At 48.2% G+C, this 22,304-nt stretch carries 19 protein-coding genes; all 19 read right to left on the reverse strand.

The features are described from left to right. Positions 1 to 13: 13 nt before the first annotated feature. On the reverse strand, positions 14 to 967 hold the full coding sequence (locus PCH02S_RS16410) for an ABC transporter permease (protein WP_127454860.1): 954 nt from the start codon (positions 965 to 967) through the stop codon (positions 14 to 16). Next, a complete protein-coding gene (locus PCH02S_RS16415) occupies positions 964 to 2,700 on the reverse strand; it encodes an ABC transporter substrate-binding protein (protein ID WP_127454862.1) in 1,737 nt (578 codons plus the stop codon). The genes PCH02S_RS16410 and PCH02S_RS16415 overlap by 4 nt, the downstream gene beginning before the upstream one ends. Positions 2,701 to 2,898: 198 nt before the next feature. Beyond that, entirely contained in the window at positions 2,899 to 3,816 is a 918-nt protein-coding gene (locus PCH02S_RS16420; RefSeq protein ID WP_127454864.1) for an ArsR/SmtB family transcription factor, read from the reverse strand. A gap of 193 nt (positions 3,817 to 4,009) precedes the next feature. Next, a complete protein-coding gene (locus tag PCH02S_RS16425; RefSeq protein ID WP_127454866.1) occupies positions 4,010 to 4,195 on the reverse strand; it encodes a hypothetical protein in 186 nt (61 codons plus the stop codon). A gap of 105 nt (positions 4,196 to 4,300) precedes the next feature. After that, on the reverse strand, positions 4,301 to 4,594 hold the full coding sequence (locus tag PCH02S_RS16430) for a DUF2325 domain-containing protein (RefSeq protein WP_127454868.1): 294 nt from the start codon (positions 4,592 to 4,594) through the stop codon (positions 4,301 to 4,303). A 163-nt stretch (positions 4,595 to 4,757) separates the two neighbouring features. Then, a complete protein-coding gene (locus tag PCH02S_RS16435) occupies positions 4,758 to 5,735 on the reverse strand; it encodes an aldo/keto reductase (protein ID WP_127454870.1) in 978 nt (325 codons plus the stop codon). A gap of 24 nt (positions 5,736 to 5,759) precedes the next feature. After that, the gene (locus PCH02S_RS16440) at positions 5,760 to 7,145 is read right to left on the reverse strand and encodes an LLM class flavin-dependent oxidoreductase (RefSeq protein ID WP_127454872.1); all 1,386 of its coding nucleotides are present in this window, start codon (positions 7,143 to 7,145) and stop codon (positions 5,760 to 5,762) included. Positions 7,146 to 7,177: 32 nt separating this feature from the next. Further along, positions 7,178 to 9,412: an SfnB family sulfur acquisition oxidoreductase gene (locus PCH02S_RS36205; RefSeq protein ID WP_218033158.1), complete on the reverse strand. Its 2,235-nt coding sequence runs from the start codon at positions 9,410 to 9,412 to the stop codon at positions 7,178 to 7,180. A 13-nt stretch (positions 9,413 to 9,425) separates the two neighbouring features. Further along, entirely contained in the window at positions 9,426 to 10,805 is a 1,380-nt protein-coding gene (locus tag PCH02S_RS16450; RefSeq protein ID WP_127454873.1) for an LLM class flavin-dependent oxidoreductase, read from the reverse strand. 18 nt (positions 10,806 to 10,823) lie between these two features. Then, a complete protein-coding gene (locus PCH02S_RS16455; protein WP_127454875.1) occupies positions 10,824 to 11,489 on the reverse strand; it encodes a methionine ABC transporter permease in 666 nt (221 codons plus the stop codon). Beyond that, positions 11,482 to 12,252 carry a methionine ABC transporter ATP-binding protein gene (locus tag PCH02S_RS16460; protein WP_127454877.1) on the reverse strand — a complete coding sequence of 257 codons (771 nt, stop codon included), beginning with the start codon at positions 12,250 to 12,252 and terminating at the stop codon, positions 11,482 to 11,484. The genes PCH02S_RS16455 and PCH02S_RS16460 overlap by 8 nt, the downstream gene beginning before the upstream one ends. 18 nt (positions 12,253 to 12,270) lie before the next feature. After that, positions 12,271 to 13,164, reverse strand: a complete 894-nt coding sequence (locus PCH02S_RS16465) for a MetQ/NlpA family ABC transporter substrate-binding protein (RefSeq protein ID WP_127454879.1) — start codon at positions 13,162 to 13,164, stop codon at positions 12,271 to 12,273. A gap of 48 nt (positions 13,165 to 13,212) precedes the next feature. Next, a complete protein-coding gene (locus tag PCH02S_RS16470; protein WP_127454881.1) occupies positions 13,213 to 14,496 on the reverse strand; it encodes an acyl-CoA dehydrogenase family protein in 1,284 nt (427 codons plus the stop codon). A gap of 45 nt (positions 14,497 to 14,541) precedes the next feature. Beyond that, entirely contained in the window at positions 14,542 to 15,699 is a 1,158-nt protein-coding gene (gene ssuD / locus PCH02S_RS16475; RefSeq protein WP_127454883.1) for an FMNH2-dependent alkanesulfonate monooxygenase, read from the reverse strand. A gap of 97 nt (positions 15,700 to 15,796) precedes the next feature. Then, entirely contained in the window at positions 15,797 to 17,254 is a 1,458-nt protein-coding gene (locus tag PCH02S_RS16480; RefSeq protein ID WP_127454885.1) for a 4-hydroxyphenylacetate 3-hydroxylase family protein, read from the reverse strand. A gap of 187 nt (positions 17,255 to 17,441) precedes the next feature. Further along, the gene (locus tag PCH02S_RS16485) at positions 17,442 to 18,041 is read right to left on the reverse strand and encodes a TetR/AcrR family transcriptional regulator (RefSeq protein ID WP_164819589.1); all 600 of its coding nucleotides are present in this window, start codon (positions 18,039 to 18,041) and stop codon (positions 17,442 to 17,444) included. Positions 18,042 to 18,502: 461 nt separating this feature from the next. Beyond that, the gene (locus PCH02S_RS16490; RefSeq protein WP_127454888.1) at positions 18,503 to 19,489 is read right to left on the reverse strand and encodes an ABC transporter permease; all 987 of its coding nucleotides are present in this window, start codon (positions 19,487 to 19,489) and stop codon (positions 18,503 to 18,505) included. A 1-nt stretch (position 19,490) separates the two neighbouring features. Continuing rightward, positions 19,491 to 20,996, reverse strand: coding sequence for a sugar ABC transporter ATP-binding protein (locus PCH02S_RS16495; RefSeq protein ID WP_127455003.1), 1,506 nt, complete (start codon positions 20,994 to 20,996; stop codon positions 19,491 to 19,493). Between the two features lie 75 nt (positions 20,997 to 21,071). Next, positions 21,072 to 22,169, reverse strand: coding sequence for a sugar ABC transporter substrate-binding protein (locus PCH02S_RS16500; protein ID WP_127454890.1), 1,098 nt, complete (start codon positions 22,167 to 22,169; stop codon positions 21,072 to 21,074). Between the last annotated feature and the right edge of the window lie 135 nt (positions 22,170 to 22,304).

Consider the following 22,304-nt stretch of genomic DNA (forward strand, 5'->3'; position numbering starts at 1 on the left):
CGATGTTCCTCCTCTACAACCGCACTCGCGGATCGGCGATGTGGTATAGAATATCCGATATCAGTGTCCCGATGACGGTGAGAACAGCGATGAACATCGTGAAGCCCATAAGAAGCGGATAATCTCGCAACGAAAAGGATTGAATATAAAGTTGACCGATGCCAGGCCAATTGAATATTTTCTCCGTAATTAGCGAGCCCCCGAACAAAGCCGGCAGTTCAAAGCCAACGAGTGTGATGGCCGGAAGCAGCGCGTTGCGAAGTGCATGGGTAAACAGGACTTTCCCTTCTTTCAAGCCTTTTGCCCGAGCCGTGCGGATATAGTCTTGCTTAATAACTTCAATCATATTGCTGCGGAAATAACGGGTCAGTGAGCCGAGACCTAGCAGCGTCAAGACAATTACCGGCAATAGCATATGATGAAGGACTTCTGTGAGGTAAGCGAAACCGGTCGCATTGCTCCCCGTCGTTAACATGCCTCCAGGCGGCAGCCATTTCAGGTCTACTGCCAATATTTTAATTAAATACAGCCCGATAAAAAACGATGGAATCGACATAGCTGCAAAGATTGCAATCATCACCAGCGTATCAAACCAGGAGTACTGTTTATACGCGGCAACAACACCGATAATGACTGCAATAAACCATGTCAGGAATGTAGAGACGATAGCTAACAAGAATGAATTCCATATATAATCATTGAAAAGTTTGAGAACCGGCTTCTGCTGTGCCAGTGAGAATCCAAAGTCGCCATGGAACGCATTCTTCATCCATAAGCCGTAACGCTCCAGCAGAGGTTTGTTCAATCCATAAATTTCCCGCAGCTCCGCTTTCCGTTCTGGCGATAATTTGATATTACCGCTTATGAAATCCCCCGGGGTCAGGGCGTACAAGCTAAAAATCAGAAAGGATGCAGCGATCAGAATCACGAGCATGTAGACAAATCTCTTCGTTAAATAAGTGCTCATGGTTGTTTACTCAATGACCAGTTCGGTAAGCTCGTGGAAAGTCCATTAAATGGACTTACAGACAGATTCTCGATTCTTCCGTTATAGCCATAGACCGTTTTCTTGTAGTTCGTGAAGATGACCGGCAACTCGTCATTCATCAGTTGATAAATTTCTTTGTACACTTTCTTGCGCTCTTCGATATCGATAGTAGCCAAGCCTTTATCGTATAATTCTTTGAATTTTGGATTATTATAACCTTTAATTTCTCCATCTACGAATGGTTGTAAACCGTCGGATGGATCGGTAATCAACGAAGTAGAGAAACTAACCATATCGTAATCCCCGCCTTCTACTTTGGAAACAAGTGCGTTGAAATCGGCAAATACCTCCGGCTGGAACTTGACGCCAAGCGTTTTAAAGGATTCCGTCGTTACAGCAATAAAATTGTCAGTTTGCGCACTTTTGGAACCGAGGAAATGAATGGACAATTGTTTGCCGTCCTTCTCGCGAATTCCGTCTGCGCCAGGCTTCCAGCCCGCTTCGTCGAGCAATTGCTTCGCCTTTTCAATATCGAATTTATAAGGGTTAATCCCCTCTTCTGTGTAGGACCATGAAATCGGCGATGATGGGATATTGGCAATTTGGCCTGCGCCTTGATTGGCGTCGACATAAATACTTTGGCGATCGATACCGTAGGCAAACGCTTGTCTGACCTTTTTGTCCTTGAGCTGATCATGCTCCAAATTCACTTGGATGTAGCCATACGTGCTCGGTGTATAAGGAATAATGTTGACAAAGCCCATTTTTTTCAGCTTATCCACGTTTTCCTTCGTTGCGCTGAAAGAAGCGTAGTCCACTTCGCCGGTTTCAAGGAACTGCCAGGCGTCGCCTTGCGATGTTTTATAAATAAAATGTTCCGTTTTCGGCTTGCCGCCATAATAATTCTCGTTCGCCACGAAGCGCACTTCCTGCCCTGGCATGAATTTCTCTAGCTTGTACGGACCATTGCCTACTGGCTTTTCATGAAGCTTCTTAATGTAATCCAGCTGACCGAAGTGATAATCCTTGCCATAGTAGGCCTTAGATAGGACATCGGAGCCGAGCGTCAAAAGCGCTGTGGCATTCGGTTGTTCTAAAGTCACAGAGATCGTTTGGGGATCAATGACTTTAATTCCCTCAATGTTATTGGCTTTCCCTTCTTTATATTCTTTGCCGCCTTTCACGTGCAAAACATCAACTTGCATATCACCATCATAGGCTTTGTCGTGCAAAATAGTCCAAGTAAATGCAACATCATCTGCGGTTAGCGGCGTACCGTCGCTGAATTTCAAGTCTTTGCGAAGATGAAACGTGTAAGTCAAGTTATCGGGGGAAACATCCCATTTTTCCGCTAGTCCAGGCGTAGGAACACCTTTGTTGTCAACTGTGACTAGTGGCGTGTATAGCAGAGATGAAACATTCCCGTCATATCCGCTTTGATGGAAATATGGCGTAAATGCGCCGCTTGGATCTGTCAGGCCGACGATAATCGTATCCGTACGCTGTTTGGCGCTGCTTGGCAATTTGGACAAATCCGATGCTTTGATCTCAGCCAGCGAACTTGCCGGTGCGGCGGTTTGGCTCACGCCTGCCGCTGCAGGTGTGCTGCCGCCCTGAGTTGGCGTCGTAGTCTCTTGATTGTTCGAGCAAGCGGATAAAAGAAGTGAACCTACGGTTAATAAGGTAGATAAAACAATAAAGCTTTTTTTCATAATAAAACCCTCCTCAGATTAATTCCGACTAAAACGATATGAATAAGTTAATACTCATATTATAGAAACGAAATGCAGTTCTGTAAAGAGAGAACTAACAAATATTTCTCATAAAGAAGAAACGCAATTAGCTAAAAAAAAATCATTTCCTCTTCGAATGCCGAAGTGAAAATGATTTCTTTATGTTTTCTATTCCTATTACTGGTTTTTGATATAAGAAGTTAGTTTGTTCTGTAGATGCAGCAGAGCACCCTCTCTTAAACTGTACTCCGTTAATGTCTCGCCTTCGAAATGTGCGTAAATGAGCCCTGCACTTCGCAGCTTCGAGATGTGATCGTGCGTAATGCCTTTGGATAATTGAAGATGACGGACAATTTCAATAAAACTTCGCGGCCCCTGATGCAAATATCTTAAAATTTTCAAACGGCTCATCTCCGCCAAGCTTCGAATAATTCGGTATTCATGAGGGGGTAAATCCTCCTCGTCATTGAAATAGATTCTTGCCGCATAATTGCAGATCGTTAATTGGCGAAACGAAGAAACGACATTAATAGGCTGAAAATGGTATTGGGGAATTAACAGTAATTTTTCCAACCCTTTCATTGGCTTAAAGCATAACCCATTCGTTGTTTCATCGACAAATGTATTAGAATCCATTGCTGGCTGCAAGGCTTTACGATTTTCAGCCTCATTTTGCAGTCTCTGTATGATTACGGGGTCAATATGCTGAAAATATAGCTCATTCCACTCTGAAAAAAGGGATAGCGTTCTTGATTTAAAGGCAGCCATATTGTCCGGAAATTGACTGCTGTACTCCGACATCAACTCATATAAGTCACCAGCGCCCAAACCCTCCAGCCAAGAAAGAAATTGATGAACGTGCTGTTTTTCCGGGCACAAGTGAACAAGAAGATACGTCAATTTCCAATTCGAATCGACCTCCGTTTGATCCAACAGCGAGGCGAATTCAGGCGTTAAGCGCTTGCGAGTTTCCTTTGCCCATGCTGACGTTAAATCAATCTTCTTATATGATTTACGACAAATATAGGTATGTAGACTGTTGATGAGCTCGTGTAATGGTTCAAATGTTGTATCTATTTTGTAATCCACTGTCATACACCCCTATTTTCTATTTTAAATTCTATTATAGCTACAAGTTCGAATAGTTGAAAACAAAACTTAACATCTTTCTAGCGTTTAGACGCAAAAAAGTACATTCTCTCCATGCGAACAGGAGAACATGCACCTTTTTCTTTGCAGCCTTGATAGTATGTGTGACTTTTTCAAAAAAAGGGATTCCGTTAGATATTCACTCCTCCATAGTGGATCCTTTTGGATCTTTCATATACCAAAATTCAGAATTGATAATAGATTGAATCGACGGTCCATGATCCTCATCAAATAACGCATCAACATGGTATACAAGTACCGGCTTTGTCTTCAAGTCGGATTTTTGCTTTTTGAGAAACTTAACGGAATCCAGTAATATTCCCATTGTTACTCCACCCTTCGTTTGAATGAAAAAAAGCATGGATTCAGCATCCATGCTTCCGGTTTTCCGGTCAGAATCAGATATATAGATAGACTAAGAATTACTAACTCAACTTAACTGTAAAGCCTTCTCGATCGCTCCGGTTGCCCCAAAACCATCATGGTAATCAATCTTTTTGCCCATTTTTTCTGCGAGCTCTCTCACCGCCCACATCGAAGTATGTTTGATTGCGCCTTTTAAAATAATAATAACATCCGCCTGATGAATGATTCGTTTGAAATGATTCTCAACGGAGCCTCCACCCGTTTTCCCCGTATGGTGCTCAACAATCAGACCTCGCTTTTCACCCATTTTTTTGAACGTATTCGTTTGACTTCCGCCAATAATCGCAACCGTCTTCATGTTCGACTCCTCCATTCAATTCGAATCTTTGTTCCACGATTTCACTATCTGTTATAAATATCCTAACCGATTATACAATAATGTCAATAGGTTTACTCGGAATTATTTTTAAAAAGAGAAAGCCTGACTCCTCAAGAACCCTCAAGAAGTCAGGACTTTAAAACTAACTGATAGAAGCCTCTTCGCTGCGGTCTGTTGCGATCGGAGGATCAATCGACAATGCCGTAACTTCTTTACGCCATTCGTTCGTGAAATCCAGATCCACCGCAGCTAGAGAGGGCTCTAACTGTTCCACACTGCGCGCACCGATAATCGGCGACGTAATGGCCGGGTTGCTAAGCACCCAAGCAACCGCTAAGGTAGCTGGATGAATCCCCTTCTCACGCGAATGCGCTGTGAATCTATCTGCAATATCGTAATAGGCTTCGTCACCGTAACGCTTCGTGTAGTTGCCTTGATCCACCAGCCTGCCGGCAGCGGGCTTCTTGCCATGTCCATACTTCCCTGTCAACAGCCCCCCGCCAAGCGGGCTATAACTAATGACTCCAAGTTTCTCCGATTCAGCCAGCGGCAGAATCTCGACTTCTACTTGTCGTTTGACGAGATTGTACATCGGCTGAATCAGCTCAAAGCTTGCCAAGCCTTCTTTGGCGGAAATGCCAAGCGCCTTCGCTATTTGCCAAGCAGCCCAATTGCTGACGGCGGGATACAAGATTTTCCCTTGCTTCCGCAAGTCATCCAAAGCACGCACAGTTTCCTCAATGGAGGTCAGGGAATCAAAGCGATGAATGAAATAAAATTCAATGCGGTCTGTTCGAAGCCGTTTCAAGCTTTGTTCTACGGATAAAAACAAGTGTCTGCGCGAGGATCCGCGTGCGTTAGGATCAGAGCCGAACGGAAAGCCGGCCTTTGACGTAAGAACCAGTTCGTCTCGTTTGCCCACAATCAGTTCTCCTAATATCTCTTCAGCCGCCCCGCTGCTGTAAACGTCGGCGGTATCAAAGAAATTAATGCCTTTGTCCAAACAGCGATAGAACAATTGCTTCGATGTTTCCTTGTCGGCGTTGCCGCCAAAAGACATCGTTCCGAAGCAGAGCTCCGAAACTTGAATACCCGTTTTTCCAACTGTCTTGTACTTCATGCGATTTTCTTGCCCTCCTTGGATCTATCTCGTATATTCAAGGTTTCTCCTGTACTGCGCCGCAGGATGGTTCGCCGGGAGCAGGCGTTTCCCCGATCCAAACAGCTTCTCCCTCAGCGTTCCCGCTTCGTAGTCTAGTTGATATACGCCACGACGCTGCAGTTCTGGAACGACTTGATCAACAAACTCACGCAGGCTGCCTGGAGTAATCAGATGCGCAAGATTAAAACCGTCGAGACCGGTCTCCTCTACTTGCTCCTGCATGTAGTCAGCGATTTGCTCAGGCGTTCCTACCAGCAAGCGGCCTTGTCCTTTGTCCAATGTCCCGATACGTTCCATGACTTCCTTCACGGTAAGGCGATTCTGGACATGTTTAGTAAACTGTGCCGCACGGCTCTGGCCGTGGTCGGTTGCCCGGTACTCCAGATACGAATCAGGATCGTAGGCCGATAAATCATAGCCGCTGGAGCCGCCAAATTGCGCAAGCGCCGCCTCCCCGCTCCACATGCCAGCGTATTCCCGCAGCTTCGCCTCCGCTTCCTCCTGCGTTGCTCCAACGATAACGTTCAAGCCCGTAAACATTTTGATACTCTCCGGATCCCTGCCTATTCGCTCCGCTTTGTTCCTTATATCTTGAATGTTGGCTTTAAGCGATTCCTTCGAGTTGCCGCCTACGAAAACACATTCCGCATGCTTAGCGGCAAACTCCCGACCTTTCTCCGAGCTCCCCGCCTGGTACAGAACAGGCGTACGCTGCAAGGAAGGCTCGCTTAGATGCGGTCCAGGCACACGAAAAAATCGGCCTTCGTGATTAATGCGGTGAACCTTCGCCGGCTCTGCGTATACACTACGGGCAATGTCACGTACCACGGCTCCGTCTTCCCAACTGCCTTCCCAAAGTTTATAGGCAACTTCCAAGAATTCATCCGCAACCTCGTACCGGTCGTCGTGCTTGATCATTTTATCCAGACCATGATTCAAAGCTGCATTGGGCAAATAGGAGGTAACGACATTCCACGCGATTCGCCCGTTAGTCAGATGATCAAGTGTAGTGAACCTCCTGGCATGCGCATAGGGATGCTCATAAGTGGTCGTCACCGTAACGGCAAAACTCAGATTCTCCGTGACACTCGCCATCGCAGGAACGATGAGTGCCGGATCGTTTAGCGGCACTTGAACGGCATCTCTAATAGCCGGATCCGCGCTCGCCTTATAGACGTCATAGATACCGACGACATCCGCAAGAAACAGCGCATCGAATTTACCGCGTTCAAGCAGCCTGGCCATCTCCGCCCAGTATTCCAAATCCGTATAGCGATGCCTTTCACTATCTGGATGTTTCCATAAACCGTGTGAATTGTGCATCGCACTGTTCATATCGAATGCGTTCATGATGATTCGCTTGGCCATAGTCCCGTGTTTCCCTCCTTCCATTATTACCATTACATCTTGTATTCATGATAAACCCCGTTGAGAAACCACTTGCCGACATGATGCAGCTTCAACCGAGCCGGATCGTGCAGAGTATGAATGCGAACATTCCGCCAGTGGCGGTCGTAATTATGCTTGCGATCCATCGAGGAAGTACCTGCAACCTCGAAAAGCGCGTTTGTGATCTCGATCGCCGTTTCCGTAACGAGCCATTTCGCCGAATCAACCGTCAGTGCGGCCTTGCCGGCGGTTTCCGCATTCAGATCCTTGCGCGCGTGGTCAATCGCATCGGCGGCCCGATCCAGCAAAGCTTCCGCCGCTTGCAAACGAATGCCTAGCTCGCCGAAGCGGCGAATCAGATCGGGTTCCTCGTTAGCTCGCGTTACGCCGCTGCCGAAAGCCGGACGCGTGTATTCGCGAACGAACGCCGCTGCGTCCTCCAAGGCTGCTTGCGCAATACCGATATCAATGGCGGCGTGCATGATTTGCCCGAACGCAGAGAAGTATTGAGGACCTTCAAATATTTGAAAATGGGGCAATAAGCAGCTCTCCGGCACTTTCACGTTTCTAAGCACAACACTGCCGCTTGCTGTCGTCCGCTGGCCGATACCCGACCAGTCGTCGAGCACCGTTACCCCGGGCGCGTGCCTCGGAACGAAAGCGGTCATTCTTTGTTCGTCTTCGTTCAGTGCCGTAACCGGAATCCAGTGCGAATAGAGTGCACCCGTCGTATAATATTTATTTCCGTTTAATACGAAGCCTTGCTCGCCATCGTGTTTACGAATTGTTGTCGTGATCTTTCTAGCACCTTTGCTGCTGCTGCGTTCCGCTAAACCATTGCCAAACTGGGCACCATTCAATACTTCCTGAAAGAAAAAGCTTTTCTGCTCCTTACTGCCAATTAAATCTATTGTTTTTACGAAAAAATGATGATTTTGTGGGATTTGCCCGATGGAACCGTCAGCGTGCGAGATGATCTTAAAGATGTCCACAAGCGTTCGAGTGGAGACATCCGGACCTCCGTATTCCTTCGGCACGACGAGTCCAAGCAAACCTAATTCAGCCAAACGCCGTATCTCGCGCAAAGGCAGCTTTCGCCCGCGGTCCCTGTCCGAGGCGCCGGGGCGAATTTCCTCCGCAAACAATCGCGCAGCCTCCAGCGCTTCCTCGTCACCTTGGAGCCGATGAGCCCTTGGGCGCTCATTGAAAAAAGAAAGCGGCAGATCCCGCTCAGCATATTGCGAGAGCGACTCCCTTTGAGGACGCTCGAGTTCCCCGCTATCAGCAAGCAATTGGGCGTTTTGAAGGATAGCCCGATCAAGCGATTCTTCTAAAGGAAAATCGCCTTGCAAACATCCGTGATCTTGCATCTCCTTCTTGAGATTAACAAGTTTGCTCCATTTATCGTCCGAAACGTTAACTCCTAATTGCTTATGCAAGTCTTCGGAAAAAATGAATGGGATGGCATTCTCGGATATTCCGAGCTGTTTGGCTGCAAGCCGATGTGCTTCCGTCGGATGATCGATGGCCCAATCGGAAGCTAAGGATATGTGGGCGAGCAAACGTTCAACCTCAACGGAAGGCTCTTGAATCAGAATCCCCCCCGCCGAGACAGTCAGTACTGTCAACACGGGAGTATACAAGCTGAAGCCTTCCAGTTCACGAAGGCCCAAAAGCCGTCGGGACTCTTCGGGGAGTGCCCGGTCGGCATACACGGCATCGACTTCATTGCTCAGCAGAGCGCGGAGCTCCCTCCTCCCAGGATGGACTCCGTCCGCAGCCTTCTCGCTTTGAAGTTCAATCCATTTCGGCCGTGCTGCCGCAATTCCCACTTTCTGCAGTGCAGCGTCCACGAGCTTTGCCGCATGGCGTTTTCGAAGGCTGTCATCCGGGTTGATCCTTGCAGCGATCCCTAGCTTCGCCCCCTTTAAATCGGCAGCTGTTCGTAACCGTGAATCCGAATGCACGAGAATGACACTTCGCCGCTCCTGCTCCTGGAGTCCGATAATGCGGAGCTCCTCTTTCAAGGCTAACCGCTGCAGAACAACCGACGCCGGTTCCATTCGAAGCTCCAATTCATCAGCTGTCCCTGCCTTTATCCGGAGCCTGCCGGATCCAGCATCCCGCAAGACCGGAATGCCTCTTCGCCGCAAATCGAATGGCAGCTCTCCCAACTCATACGCGAGATCGATGGCATTCGGATTGTCAGTCGCTGGCTGCGGTAGAGCATCTATTTTTATTGACATACTTATCCTCCTATCAGGTCAAAGTAGGCTGCTTACGGTAGACGGCGCCGGGATGATCTTCAGGCAATCTGCTTACACCCACACCAAACAAACGTTCCCTCAATGTCGATTCCTCATACTCTTCCCGAAACAAACCTCTACGCTGCAGTTCGGGAACGACAAGCTCCACAAAATCGCGCAATGTATCCGGGGAGATAATCTGCGTGACATTAAACCCGTCGATCCCCGTCTCCTCTATCCAAAATTGCATTTTGTCGGCTACCTCTTCCGGCGTCCCGACGACAAACAATCCCCGCCCGCCAAGCGTCCCTAATGTTTCCATGACTTCACGAACTGTCTTCGGACGCGGGCTGTCCTTCGTAAATTGTGCTGCTGCTGTCTGCCCATGGTCCGTTTCCGTGTAGGCTAGCACGTCTCCCGGTTCGTAAGCGGACAAATCATAGCCGCTTCCTCCCCCATAATGAGCCAATACGCCTTCCAAACTGTACAGTTTTTGGAAGCTCTCAAACTTACTCCACGCTTCCTCATGCGTTCGTCCTACAATGGCCAGCAAACCGGTCATCAGTTTAATATGATCCGGATCACGGCCGAAGGCGACGGCCTGTGCGCGAATATCCGCTGCATATCGTTTCAGCGTTTGCACGTTCCCACCGCCAAGAAAAACGGCCTCCGCATGTTTCGCTGCAAATGCGCGCCCGCGTGCTGAACTGCCGGCCTGATAAATAACCGGTGTCCGCTGTATGGAAGGCTCGCTTAAGTGCGGTCCGGGAACTTTGAAAAATTTCCCTTCATGATGAATGTGATGCACTTTATTCGGATCCGTGTATACGCCATTTTCGACATCGCGAATAACTGCATCGTCTTCCCAGCTGCTTTCCCAAAGCTTATAGGAAACGTCTAAATATTCTTCCGCCATTTCGTAGCGATCGTCATGCTTGATCATTTGATCCAACCCGAAGTTACGCGCAGCGCTCGGCAAATACGAGGTTACCACGTTCCATGCGATTCTGCCCTTCGTTAAGTGATCGAGTGTCGACATCCGCCTAGCATGGCTGAAGGGCTTCTCGTATGTCGTGGAAAAGGTGACGGCGAAGGCTAGATGTTTGGTAACAAGCGCCATCGGCGGCACAACAAGAAATGGATCGTTGCAAGGAATTTGCACGGCTTCACGAATCGCCGTCTCCGGTCCTTGCTTGTAAACATCATAAACCCCTACAACGTCAGCTAAAAATAAGGCGTCAAACTTCCCACGTTCCAGCAATTGCGCCAACTCCGTCCAATAACGGATATCTGTGTAGCGATGCCGGTTGCTGTCGGGATGCCGCCATAAGCCGTGTACGATATGGCCGACGCAGTTCATTTCAAAGGCATTGAGGTGGATTTTTTTGGGCATGCTGATTTCCCCCCTTCTTTACAACCGTTTATCCAGCTTGCGTACAATATAGTTGCCAGTGAATTGAAAAACTTGCACGAACAACACCATAATGACGATCGTAACGAACATCACATCCGTTTGATAACGGTAGTATCCGTACCGGATAGCAAAGTCACCGATACCGCCGCCGCCGACTAGTCCCGCAACCGTAGAATAGGAAAGGAAACTGACGGTAACAATCGTTATCGCATTTGCAATACCGGAACGAGCTTCTGTATATAACACTTTCCAAACGATTTGGAATTTGTTTGCCCCCATCGACTCAGCTGCTTCTACCACACCGCGATTGACTTCAAGCAAAATTTGCTCAATAAATCTTGCAAAATATGGTACCGCATTGATGATCATCGGGACGGTGGCCGCTGTTGTACCAAGCGCCGTACCGACGACAAGCCGGGTAAAAGGAATGATCGCAATCATCAGGATTAAAAAAGGAAACGAACGAATCAGGTTGACGAATCCATTCAAGATGAGATAAAACTTAGGCCATTTGAGAAAAGAATCGGGCCGTGTCAGGAATAAGATCGTCCCTAGCGGTGTACCGATGGCAACGGCAATTGGGATTGTCAAAATAAGCATGTATAGTGTTTCCAGAAGCGCCTCAATAAGTTCAGGCCAAGCAGTTGCTATATTATCAAACATAATTGGCCTCCAGTTCTCTCTCCAGCGAGATCTCGTTGTTGAACAAATACTGCGCGATGTTGGATTGAGGTACAATATTTTTTTCGCTTAAATCAAACTTCTCCACAATTTTCCCATGCTCCATGACCGCCACTTTATTGCAGATCGCTTTCACGACGTTCATCTCATGAGTAACAATGACAATTGTGATGCCCAAATTGCGGTTAATTTCCTTCAATGCAGCCAAAATACTGCCTGTCGTCTGAGGGTCCACCGAAGAAGTCGGCTCGTCGCAAAGTAGAATTTTCGGGTTATTGGCTAGCGCCCGGGCGATTGCGACCCGCTGCTTCTGTCCTCCGCTAAGCTTAGCTGGGTACGCCTTCGTCTTGTCAGATAAACCGACCATTTCGAGGCAGGTCTCAATGCGTTTATGCCGTTCGGCCTTAGGCACCTTCGCAATTTCAAGCGGGAAGCTCACATTGTCATACACATTTAGATTGTTAAGCAAATTGAAATGCTGAAAAATCATTCCAATTGAAAGTCTTTTCTTCCGCAGCTCGCGCAGATGAAGCTTCGTCAATTCCTCGCCGTCAACAATGACATTCCCTTCGTCAGGCCGCTCCAACAGATTGATCGTGCGCAGCAGAGTGGACTTCCCCGCTCCACTAAACCCAATCAGTCCATAAATATCGCCTTCTTCAATTTGCAGCGAAGCGGAGGATACCGCATGCAGCGGTCCTCCGGCAGTGGTGAACGTTTTGCTTATATTTTGCAGGGTGATCATGGACAACCCTCCCCTTCATCATTTATTCAAACTTTCCAATGTTTCAATGGCATCTCCGTATTTTTCCTTATAAAAATCTTTTATTGCCTGGCTCTCATAAGCCTTTTGCAGTGCTTTGACTTTGGGAGTGCCTAACAGCTTGTTATTCACTGCTACGATTCCTTTATAAGGCAAGTCTTTTCCTGTCTCCAACGCCAACGCGTCCTGTTTTGGCTTATACCCAATCTGAACCGCCGTTCCGGCGAACAAGAAACCTACGTCAACGTCGTCAAGCGTCCTTTGCAGCATCAATTGGTCGACTTCTTTAAATTTGTACTTATGGGGATTATCCGTAATATCTTTAAGCGTCGCATGGATGACATCCACGCCATCCTTCAATTTCAAGAGCCCCAGATCGCGAAGCATGAAAAGCGCGCGTCCATTGTTTGCGGGATCGACAGGAATACCGATAATGGCGCCGTCGGGAACCTCTTTGAAAGATTTATATTTCTTAGAATATAAGCCTGAGGGGGTGAACGTTGTGTAAAAAGCTCTCGAGATGTTCTTGAGACCCTGATCCTTCACGAATTGATTAAAATACGCCTCGTGCTGAAAAGAATTCGTATCCGCTTGGCCGTCGTTGACGATTTTATTAGGTTGGATAATGTCGTTTACAACGACATAATCAAGCGTATAACCGTCCTTGGCTAATTCCGCCTTTAATATTTTGACAATCTCTCCGTTGAACCCCGCATCACTCATCACGTGATGAATCACCTTATCTTCGGGATTAGCGGTCGCTGCAGCTTTCGAGCTGGCAGCAGGCTGAGCAGCTGCGTTCGTGCTTGCCTTATCCGTTTTCGAGCAAGCTGCAAGAAGGAACGTGAGGGCGAGGATAACGAACATGGTGGTGCGTATGGCTGGTTTTTTCATCTTTTTTTACCACTCCTTTGATCTGAGATTTTTATTTTAAAAAAGAGACTAGGACGGCGGCTTCAGCCGAACGTCGTTGTCCCCAGTTGTCTGGTCGGTATTTGATGGTTCACCTATACCTGTTTGCCAAGCGAATGGCGGCCGCATGCCATTAACAACGTAATCACCTACAATACGTTCTTTATAGATCAAGGGGTTATGCGAAGCAATCGTCCGGGCGTTTCGCCAATAGCGATCAAGCGCCTTCGATCTGGCTGTCGCCGAAGCGCCCAGTGCATCGAATATGGCGGCAGTGGCCTCAAGTGTCAGCCTCGCGACAATCGTCTGCGCTTGAGCTACTTCCACCTCTGCTTCGACATTCGCCTTATCCGCGTATCCGGTGTCTTCCGACGACTGGGCATCGCACGCTCGCTGCACAGCTTCGGCCGCTTTCAGCACGATCACTCCTGCAGCGTAAGCCTGACTGTGCGTACGTCCTACAACTTGCAGCACTTGAGGATCGTCGCCAGCCCGGGCGGCTGATGCGTGCGAGTACGTTCTCCGCCGGTCAGCAACCGCGACTGCAACGTCCCTCGCAGCCGCCCGGGATATGCCTGACAACGTTGCAAGATGAACCATTTGGGCGAACGCGGTGCCATACTTTGTGTAGGTTTCCCGGTCGAATACATCCTCTCTCTCGACAGGTGTATTGACGAACTTCGTCGTGCCGCTGCCCGTCAGCGTTTGCCCAAAGCCTGCCCAATCATCCACAATGTCAACGCCTTCCGCCTCAGCCGGAACCATAGCTGAGACGATCTCGTCTTTTCCAGCCGTCGCGCTAACTACGATCCAATCTGCATAAATCGTGCCTGTAGAGTAATATTTAACACCATTTAAACGAAGTCGATCCTCCGTCTCGGACAATGCGGTCGCGTAGCTTCCCACCTTGTTCTCTCCAATCTCCGTCAAAGCATTCCCAACGATTGCACCGTCTGCGATACGCTTTAACCATCGTTGCCTTCGTTCTCCATCCGGCAAGTTTAATACTCTTTCGACGAAGCCGAAATGAATCCGCAGCGCTTGCGTGACATTGGAATCCGCTTCTGACAATTCGATCAGCAGTCCAAATAATTCCGGAAGCGTAGCACCGAACCCGCCATCCTCCTGCGAAATACGAACGGTTCCGAAGCCGCTCTCCCTTAGCCATTCCATCTCTTCATATAGAAGTTTACGGCTCATTTCCCGATTGACAGCCCCTTCGCGAATTCGTTGAAAGGTCGGACGGAAACGCTCAGCCAGTCTCTCGTAGTTGTCCGACGGGCTGCTGCCCCAAACACCTTCGGTTCTACCCATTTTCTTCCTCCTTGTTTCCCAATCTATACGATGCCCTCAGGCTTTTTAAGAGGATGCTACCGACCTATTTTCCGCATTCGGCAAAATATCGTTTGCCACCATTTCGCCGAATGGACTTACGAACGCATATTTCTCTTTAGGCGCCTCCCTGTTGCTAAGCGGAAGTCTGGGAAAAAGCAGTTCTTCCACCCGGTAGGCTTCTTCCAAGTGAGGATATCCGGACATAATGAATGTTTCTATCCCGAGCTCACGGTACTCCAACATCCGCTTCGCTACCGTGTCCGGATCGCCAACCAACGCCGTCCCTGCCCCGCCTCTGACAAGGCCGACACCTGCCCAGAGATTAGGGCTGATCTCCAGTTTGCTGCGATCTCCTCCATGAAGCTCTGACATACGCCTTTGTCCGACGGAGTCCATCTTGGCGAAGGACGCTTGTGCTTTAGCAATTGTCGCGTCATCCAAGTTCGAAATTAAACGGTCTGCAGCCGCCCAAGCCTCCTCTTCCGTTTCTCGGACAATGACATGCAGCCTTATTCCGAAGCGGACTTTTCTTCCGCTTTTTGCAGCGAGTTCCCGAACCGTCTCAATTTTTTCTTTGACTTGTTTAGGCGTTTCACCCCACGTTAAATATACATCTACATGATCCGCTGCGATTTGTTGAGCGACAGGCGATGAACCTCCGAAATAAAGTGGCGGATAAGGCGTTTGAACCGGCGGATATAAAATTTTGGCATTTTCCACCGTGATATGAGATCCCTCGAAGTCGATCTGCTTCCCCTGCATAAGCTGTCTCCAGATCGTCAAATATTCATCGGTTAGCTCATAGCGAGTATCATGGTCAAGCAGCAGTCCGTCGCCTCTTGCTTCGGAGGTATCTCCGCCGGTTACGATATTGATGAGCAATCTCCCTTGAGACAACCTGTCAAAAGTGGCCGCCATCCTTGCCGATAAAGTCGGTGACATCAGACCTGGCCTCAGTGCGATAAGAAACTTTAGCCGTTTTGTAGCCGGGATTAGCGCAGAGGCTGTCACCCACGCATCCTCGCATGATCTTCCGGTTGGCAGCAATACTCCGCTGAAGCCAAGCGTGTCAGCCGCCTTGGCAATCTGGGTAGCATAGTCCAAATCCACCTCTCTTGCTCCCTCTCCCGTCCCCAAGTACCGTCCGTCTCCATGTGTCGGTATAAACCAGAAAATTTCCATTTTACAATCCATCCTTTCATCAAATTAAAAAGGAGACCTAATCCGCCCTATAAGGCAGAAGGTCTCCGGTTGTCCGGTTGACAATTCATACAATCAACTAATTTCCATTCGCTGCTCCCCGCTTTGCGGACTCTTTAATGAGTTTCCAAATCGGAGCGGTTAAACTTTCTTTATCGTGAGTTAAATATTGATTCGCATAACCTCGTACAGGATCCCCGGCGTAAAATCTCTCATACAGCTCATGTCGGGAGCCAAGCGGGCTACCCACCAAATCCCATGCAAGCTTGAACAACTGTACCTTTTTCTCAGCGCTGACCGTGGCTCCCTCGAAATACTCGCTCATTAACTCGGATATGGTGCCATAGAAATCTTCAATACTAGAGGGGACTTGGACAAACCCGCCACCGCCAATCTGCTGTAAGATCTCAACAGCGCGTGGATAAAACTTTGTTCCTATATTTCTAGCTGTGTTTATATAGGACAGCTCTGGGGCCAAAACGCCGTTCTCATCATATTTCGCTTGTGCCTCAGAAGCAATGACAAGCGCCTTCATGGTATCGATTTGCGTCAACAACTCACCAAGCTTCTCTTGAATGTGGAGAAACCCGCCTACACCAATCGCTTCCGCAACAGCAAATGTGACACCGGTGATAAATTCAAGCTTCGCAACATAGCGCACGACATTCTGATGAAAGGCTAGCGCATTGGCCGTTGTATTCGCTCTAAGCGCCATGACTTTATCGGCATCACCGTACATGAGTACGCGTTCCCAAGGAATCAAGACATCATCGAAAAACAAGACGGCATCCATTTCGTCGTATCTTGCGCTTAGAGGCGCATCATGCGCTTTATCGCTCGCATAGGATTGCCGACAAACGATATGAAGGCCTGTAGAATTCGCCGGCACTATTAGGACATGAGCATGCTCTCGATGGGCTTGTTCCAATTTGAGAAAGGAGAAAATAACAAAGTCATGCGTATACGGCGCACCAGTCGCAATCATCTTGGCTCCTCTGACTACAATTCCTTCGCTTGTCTCCCTAACCACATGCAGAAACCGGGATGCGATTCTGTTATCGTCCAATCCGCTCGATCTATCAATTTGGGGATCAATGATGGCTGTCGTCAAAAAAAGATCGTTGTCCCTTGCCGTTTCATAGTATGTCGTAATTTTTTGTGCAAAACCCGGTTCTATTCGATCAAGCTCGTGGCGTGCAGCATACCATCCCGTGATGAAAGAACGCGCATAGTCAGAGAGCCGGCTCATCATGCCATTGCATTGTTTGGACCAAAAGGCGAAGGATTGGCTTCTTTTTGCAAGCTGCTCAGGGGTATAGGGTACAAGGAAAGAACTGTGGGCATAGGCCTCCCTGCCCTTGACTTGATAACCTACTTGTTCTCGAAGTCGGAGGTCGTCAAGCGAATCAAACAAACTTCGTATTGTTGATAATGTTCCGCGAAAGGCAGGATGCGTGTCGAGATGAGTGACATTATTGCCACCCAGCCATACCGTTCGCCCATCATTCAAACTTTTTATAAACCTTTCGCCTCTCAAGCTCTCACTCCTACCTTCTTGAAATTCCATAATTCCGATGAATTAACTCAGGTATTAACTTCATCATATCCATCCAACGCAGCCCGGTCAACAAACAAAAAGGAATAAAATGAAGCTTTTCGGACATATTGAATCATTTTGATTCGTTTATTTCATTAAACCAAACACAATCCGTTCAATTGTGCACCTATAAACTCATAGCCTGATAGAAGCCAATTGATGCTATCCTGCTTAATTGAATCGCCATATAGTTGGGTGAATAAATCATCCCTTGTTTTAACCAGTTTAGGATTATACCTACAATCCAAGATGCCATGCTTACCAGCAAAATATCCAATGGAATCGGCTGCTTCTGATCCATTCGATTATTGTCAACCCTCTGACCTATCGTGTGCTGGATCGTTTCACTCATACGATCTTCAAACCGTGAATGCGGCAAACGGAAAAGCAGAACACGATAAATGGTTGCTTGCTCGGACAAGTGCATGAAAAGCAGCAGGAAGTAGGGATCAGGGACTTCATGATGCGGTACATATTTCAATATTTGCGTTTTATTGTTTTCGTATAAACGGAATAACTCAACAAGCTTATCTTTCATGATTTGTTCAAGTAGATCGTATTTGTCTTGAAAATGGGTATAAAAGGTGGATCGACTAATATCCGCAGCCTCTGTAATATCCCTCACGACAATATCCTCGAAATCTCTCTTATCACAAAGCGTCAAGAATGCATGGGTAATATGTTGTCTCGTTTTATGAACTCGGCGATCTGATCGTAAAGTAGTCATGCTCATCTCCCCCCTTTACATATAAATAGTCGACACTTTAGCGATTTTTGTCCGATATCGGACATTTCCTGGAATTATGTTCCTTTCCTGAATTTGTTATAAGTTATCATAGAATATAATTCACAGTTAATCAATTGGAATTATATAATTTAATAGGGTATCTGACTTCGTCGCCACCTTTGAGGAACTACAGGCCGCTATGCTAGCAAATTCAGCCCGTTTCCGCGTTAAGCGGAACTACAGGTCCTTATTTGACCGTCTAACCCGTTTTCCTTAAGAAAACGGACAAATAACGGCCCACAGTTCCCTTCCACGCGAAAAAGGCGCTATTTCGATGAAATAGCACCCTGTAGTTCCCACTGGGGAGGAATCGTTGGAGGAGTTAACTTCTCCTCTGTCATTCAGCTTGTTAAGAAAAGAACACCAGCGTTACTGAGACATTTGGCGGAGGAGGTAACCTCTTACGCTTTCTTGCGATTTAAATGAACAAACGTAATCGCCAACGCAAGCACCAGCACGCCGCCTTTGACAATGTCGAAGCCAAAATAAGGGACATTCAGCATCGTCAAACCATTCAGCAAAATTCCGATCAAAACCGCTCCAAAAAACGTCCCGATCACATTCGGCTTTCCAGCGCCAAGCACGGAATAACCCACAAATACGGAAGCAACAGCTTCCATCAGCAAAGGAGCACCCGCGTCAATTTGACCGGAACCTACACGAGAAGCATAGAGAATCCCTCCGAACGCGGCAAAAATACCCGATAGCACATACGCAGCCAGACGAATTTTATTTACAGAAATGCCTGATAAACGGGCAGCTTCACGATTTCCGCCTGTCATGTACATTTGCCGACCCCAACGCGTATATGTCAGAAAAATATGAACGGCGATTACAGCCACCAACATGAGAATAACCGGCACAGGTACCCCGAGCAGCTTGCCTTGGCCAATCCATAGAAACTCCGGCGTGAATTTACCTTTGGCTACGGTCCCATCTTGGAAACGCATATTGTTATAAATGGAGAACCCTTTCGTATAGGTCTTTTGGACACCGCCGATGATGTACATCACAGCCAAAGTCGCGAGCAAATCCGGAATCCGCACCTTCACAATCAAGAGCGCATTCAAAAGCCCGATAACGGCTCCAATGATAATCGGAACGATAATAACAATAATCAAAGGCTGTTGGTACCAGACCATCAACGCCGCCGCACCTACCGTCGCCAACGAAACTGTCGAGCCTACGGACAAATCAAAGCCGTCTACAATTTGCGATAACGTCACCCCGATAGCAACGAACATAACAATGGAAATGGAACGCAAAATATCGGCGATATTATCGTAGGTCATGAAATTTTCATTAATAATCGAAAAGACGATGATGACCAAAGCAATAATGAATAATGCGCCATATTTAAAGGAAAAATCCAAGCTTTTTTCTTTCATGTTATTCGGCCTCCCCCGCACTCGCATACGTTAAAATGAGATCCTGCGTCGCTTCCTCTCGGGTGAGCTCCTTCACGACCGAACCATAACTCATCACTATAATGCGATCAGCAATTCCTATAATTTCATTTAGCTCGCAAGATAAATAAATAATGCCTTTGCCTTCTGCCGCCAGCTGCCCAATGAGGCGAAAAATATCGCTTTTCGCGCCAACGTCAACACCTTTGGTCGGCTCGTCAAACATATAGACGTCGGCATTCGTCGGCAGCCATTTGCCTACGGCAACCTTCTGCTGGTTGCCTCCGCTCAAATGTTTGACGACGCGGTTCGGGTCGCCCGGCTGCACGCCGAGCTGCACTACCATCTTCGCGGCGTGTTCGCTTTCCTCGCGCTGCCGCACGAAGCCCAGCGAGCTCAGCTTGCGCAATATCGGCAGCGACAGATTGCGCTTCACGGTCTCCTCTACGAGGACGCCCTGCTTGCGGCGCTCCTCGGGCACAAGCGCGATGCCGGCGCGCACGGCATCCTCCGGCTGGCGCAGCGCGAGCTTGCGGCCGCTGAGCCACACCTCGCCGCCGTCCGCGGCATCGGCGCCGAAGATCAGCCGGCTCAGCTCCGTCTTGCCGGCGCCGACCAACCCCACGACGCCGAGGATTTCACCTCGGCGGAGGGCAAAGCTGACGCCGCGCACCTTCGTGCCGCGGCGCAGTCCCTTCACCTCGAGGAGCGTTTCGCCAATGGGGACATTGGCTTTGGGAAACTCCTCGGTGAAGGTCTTGCCCAGCATCGCCTCGATCACGCCGGCGATGTCCATGGCAGCGGCCGCCTGCGTGAGCACCTGGCGGCCGTCGCGCATAATCGTGATCCGGTCGGACACCCGGAACACTTCCTGCAATCGGTGGGAGATGAAGACAATTCCCACCCCCTCCTGCTTCAGGCTATCCATAATCTGGAATAGCCGCTCTGATTCCTCCAGACTGAGAGGCGCCGTCGGCTCATCGAAGATCATGATCTTCGCCTTGTGCGCCATCGCTCTGGCAATCAAAACAAGCTGCTTCTGCGAAATGCTCAGCTCATCCACTTTACGCCGCACCGAGAACGTTGCGCCGATCTTCGCAAGAATCGCTTCAGCTTCGCTATGCAGCTTGCGCCAGCTAACCCAAGCGCTGCCATGAACCATTCGGTCCATCATCACGTTTTCGGTGACAGTAAGCTCAGGTACAAGTGCCGTATCCACTTCTTGATAGACGCAATAGATGCCCTGAGCCATGGCTTCCTTAGGCGTTTGGATCGTTAGCGTTTGACCGCCTATGGCAATTTGGCCGATGTCGTACGTGTAGGCACCGGACAAAACCTTCATCAATGTGCTCTTCCCAGCTCCATTCGCACCCAGCAAGGCATGAATTTCACCTGCACGCAGGTCAAAATCAACCTCCTGCAGCGCCTTCACGCCGGCAAACGATTTGGAGATGCCACTCATCTGTAATAAAGCTGCGCTATCCTTCATCGACATCCGCCTTCACCTCTCTTGGCAATCTGAAAGTCCCATCGCAGATTTGGCGATGGGACCCCGTTGTTCCGATTATTTTTTTTCTGCTGCTTTCAACCAATCCGTGTAGCCTTGTTGGCTTCCGCCCCAGCCTTTTACATATTCGCTAAGCTGCGTTGTATTCACTTGTTTGTCTTTCGGCAGTTGCTCTCTGGAAACATATACAGGATCCAAAACAACTTTCTCTGGCGTTTGATCACCGTGCAGCTTTTGGTACAAGTAACGGACTTGAACGCGCCCGATATCTTTTGGATCTACGGCAGCAGATGCTACCCAAGGACTTTTTGGATCTTGCAGAAGCTGCAAATCTTCATCGCTAAGGTCGATACCGTATACTTTAATTTCCGTACGGCCTGCTTGTTGAATCGCACGGGTAGCACCTTTCGCAAACTCATCCCAAGCTGCCCATACCGCTGTAATATCACCTTTGTTCGGATACTTTTTAAGAATCGCTTCCATTTGTGTTTGGGTATCCAAAGCAGGGTCTTTGGCCGTTCCGAATGCCGCTACTTCTTTAATATCCGGATATTTCTTCTGGAAAGCTTGATATGCTTCTTGTCTGCGCTCCATTGGGGCGAAACCGGCTACCCATACTTTCACGATATTTCCTTTGCCGCCTGCATCTTTAGCCAACTGCTCCAAGGTTGCTTCGGCCATTTTTTGGTCGCCTTGCTCCAGGGAAGTTACGCCTGGGACAGTGAGGATAGAATCAAAGCTAACAACCGGAATTTTCTTCTCGACAGCTTTTTTCACACCAGCCTCAAGTGCTTCAGCTGTACCGTGGTCAATTAAAATACCATCGAATTTTTGGTTAATGGCTGCATCCAGATTGGAAGCCATTTTGGCAAGGTCCGTATCGGCAACGAATACCGTAACTTTCCCGCCTAGCTTTTCCACTTGCTCTTTCACACCTTCAACATATTGAGATGAGAACGTGCCTGTATTGAATTGCATAATAAGTGCAATTTTCTTTCCGCTTAAATCCGCAGCACCTTTCGTCGCTTCCGTTGCTTTCGCGCTTGCCGCTGGGCTTGCTGTCGCACTGCTGCTCTCTTTTTGTCCGCAGGCTGCAAGCAAACTACCGAACACAGCTAAAATAACAAATAAACTGACCAATCTTGTTTTTTTCATGATTACCCTCCCGATCCTTACTTCTCCTATTTCCCCTATCAATTGTCGGATAAAATATACCAAGTTATCCAGTAGGAATTAATTTATATTAGCATCGGTAGGTTATCTCGTCAATAGTTTTGATTGAATTTTGTC

Source organism: Paenibacillus chondroitinus NBRC 15376 (assembly GCF_004000765.1).
Taxonomy (GTDB): domain Bacteria; phylum Bacillota; class Bacilli; order Paenibacillales; family NBRC-103111; genus Paenibacillus_E; species Paenibacillus_E chondroitinus.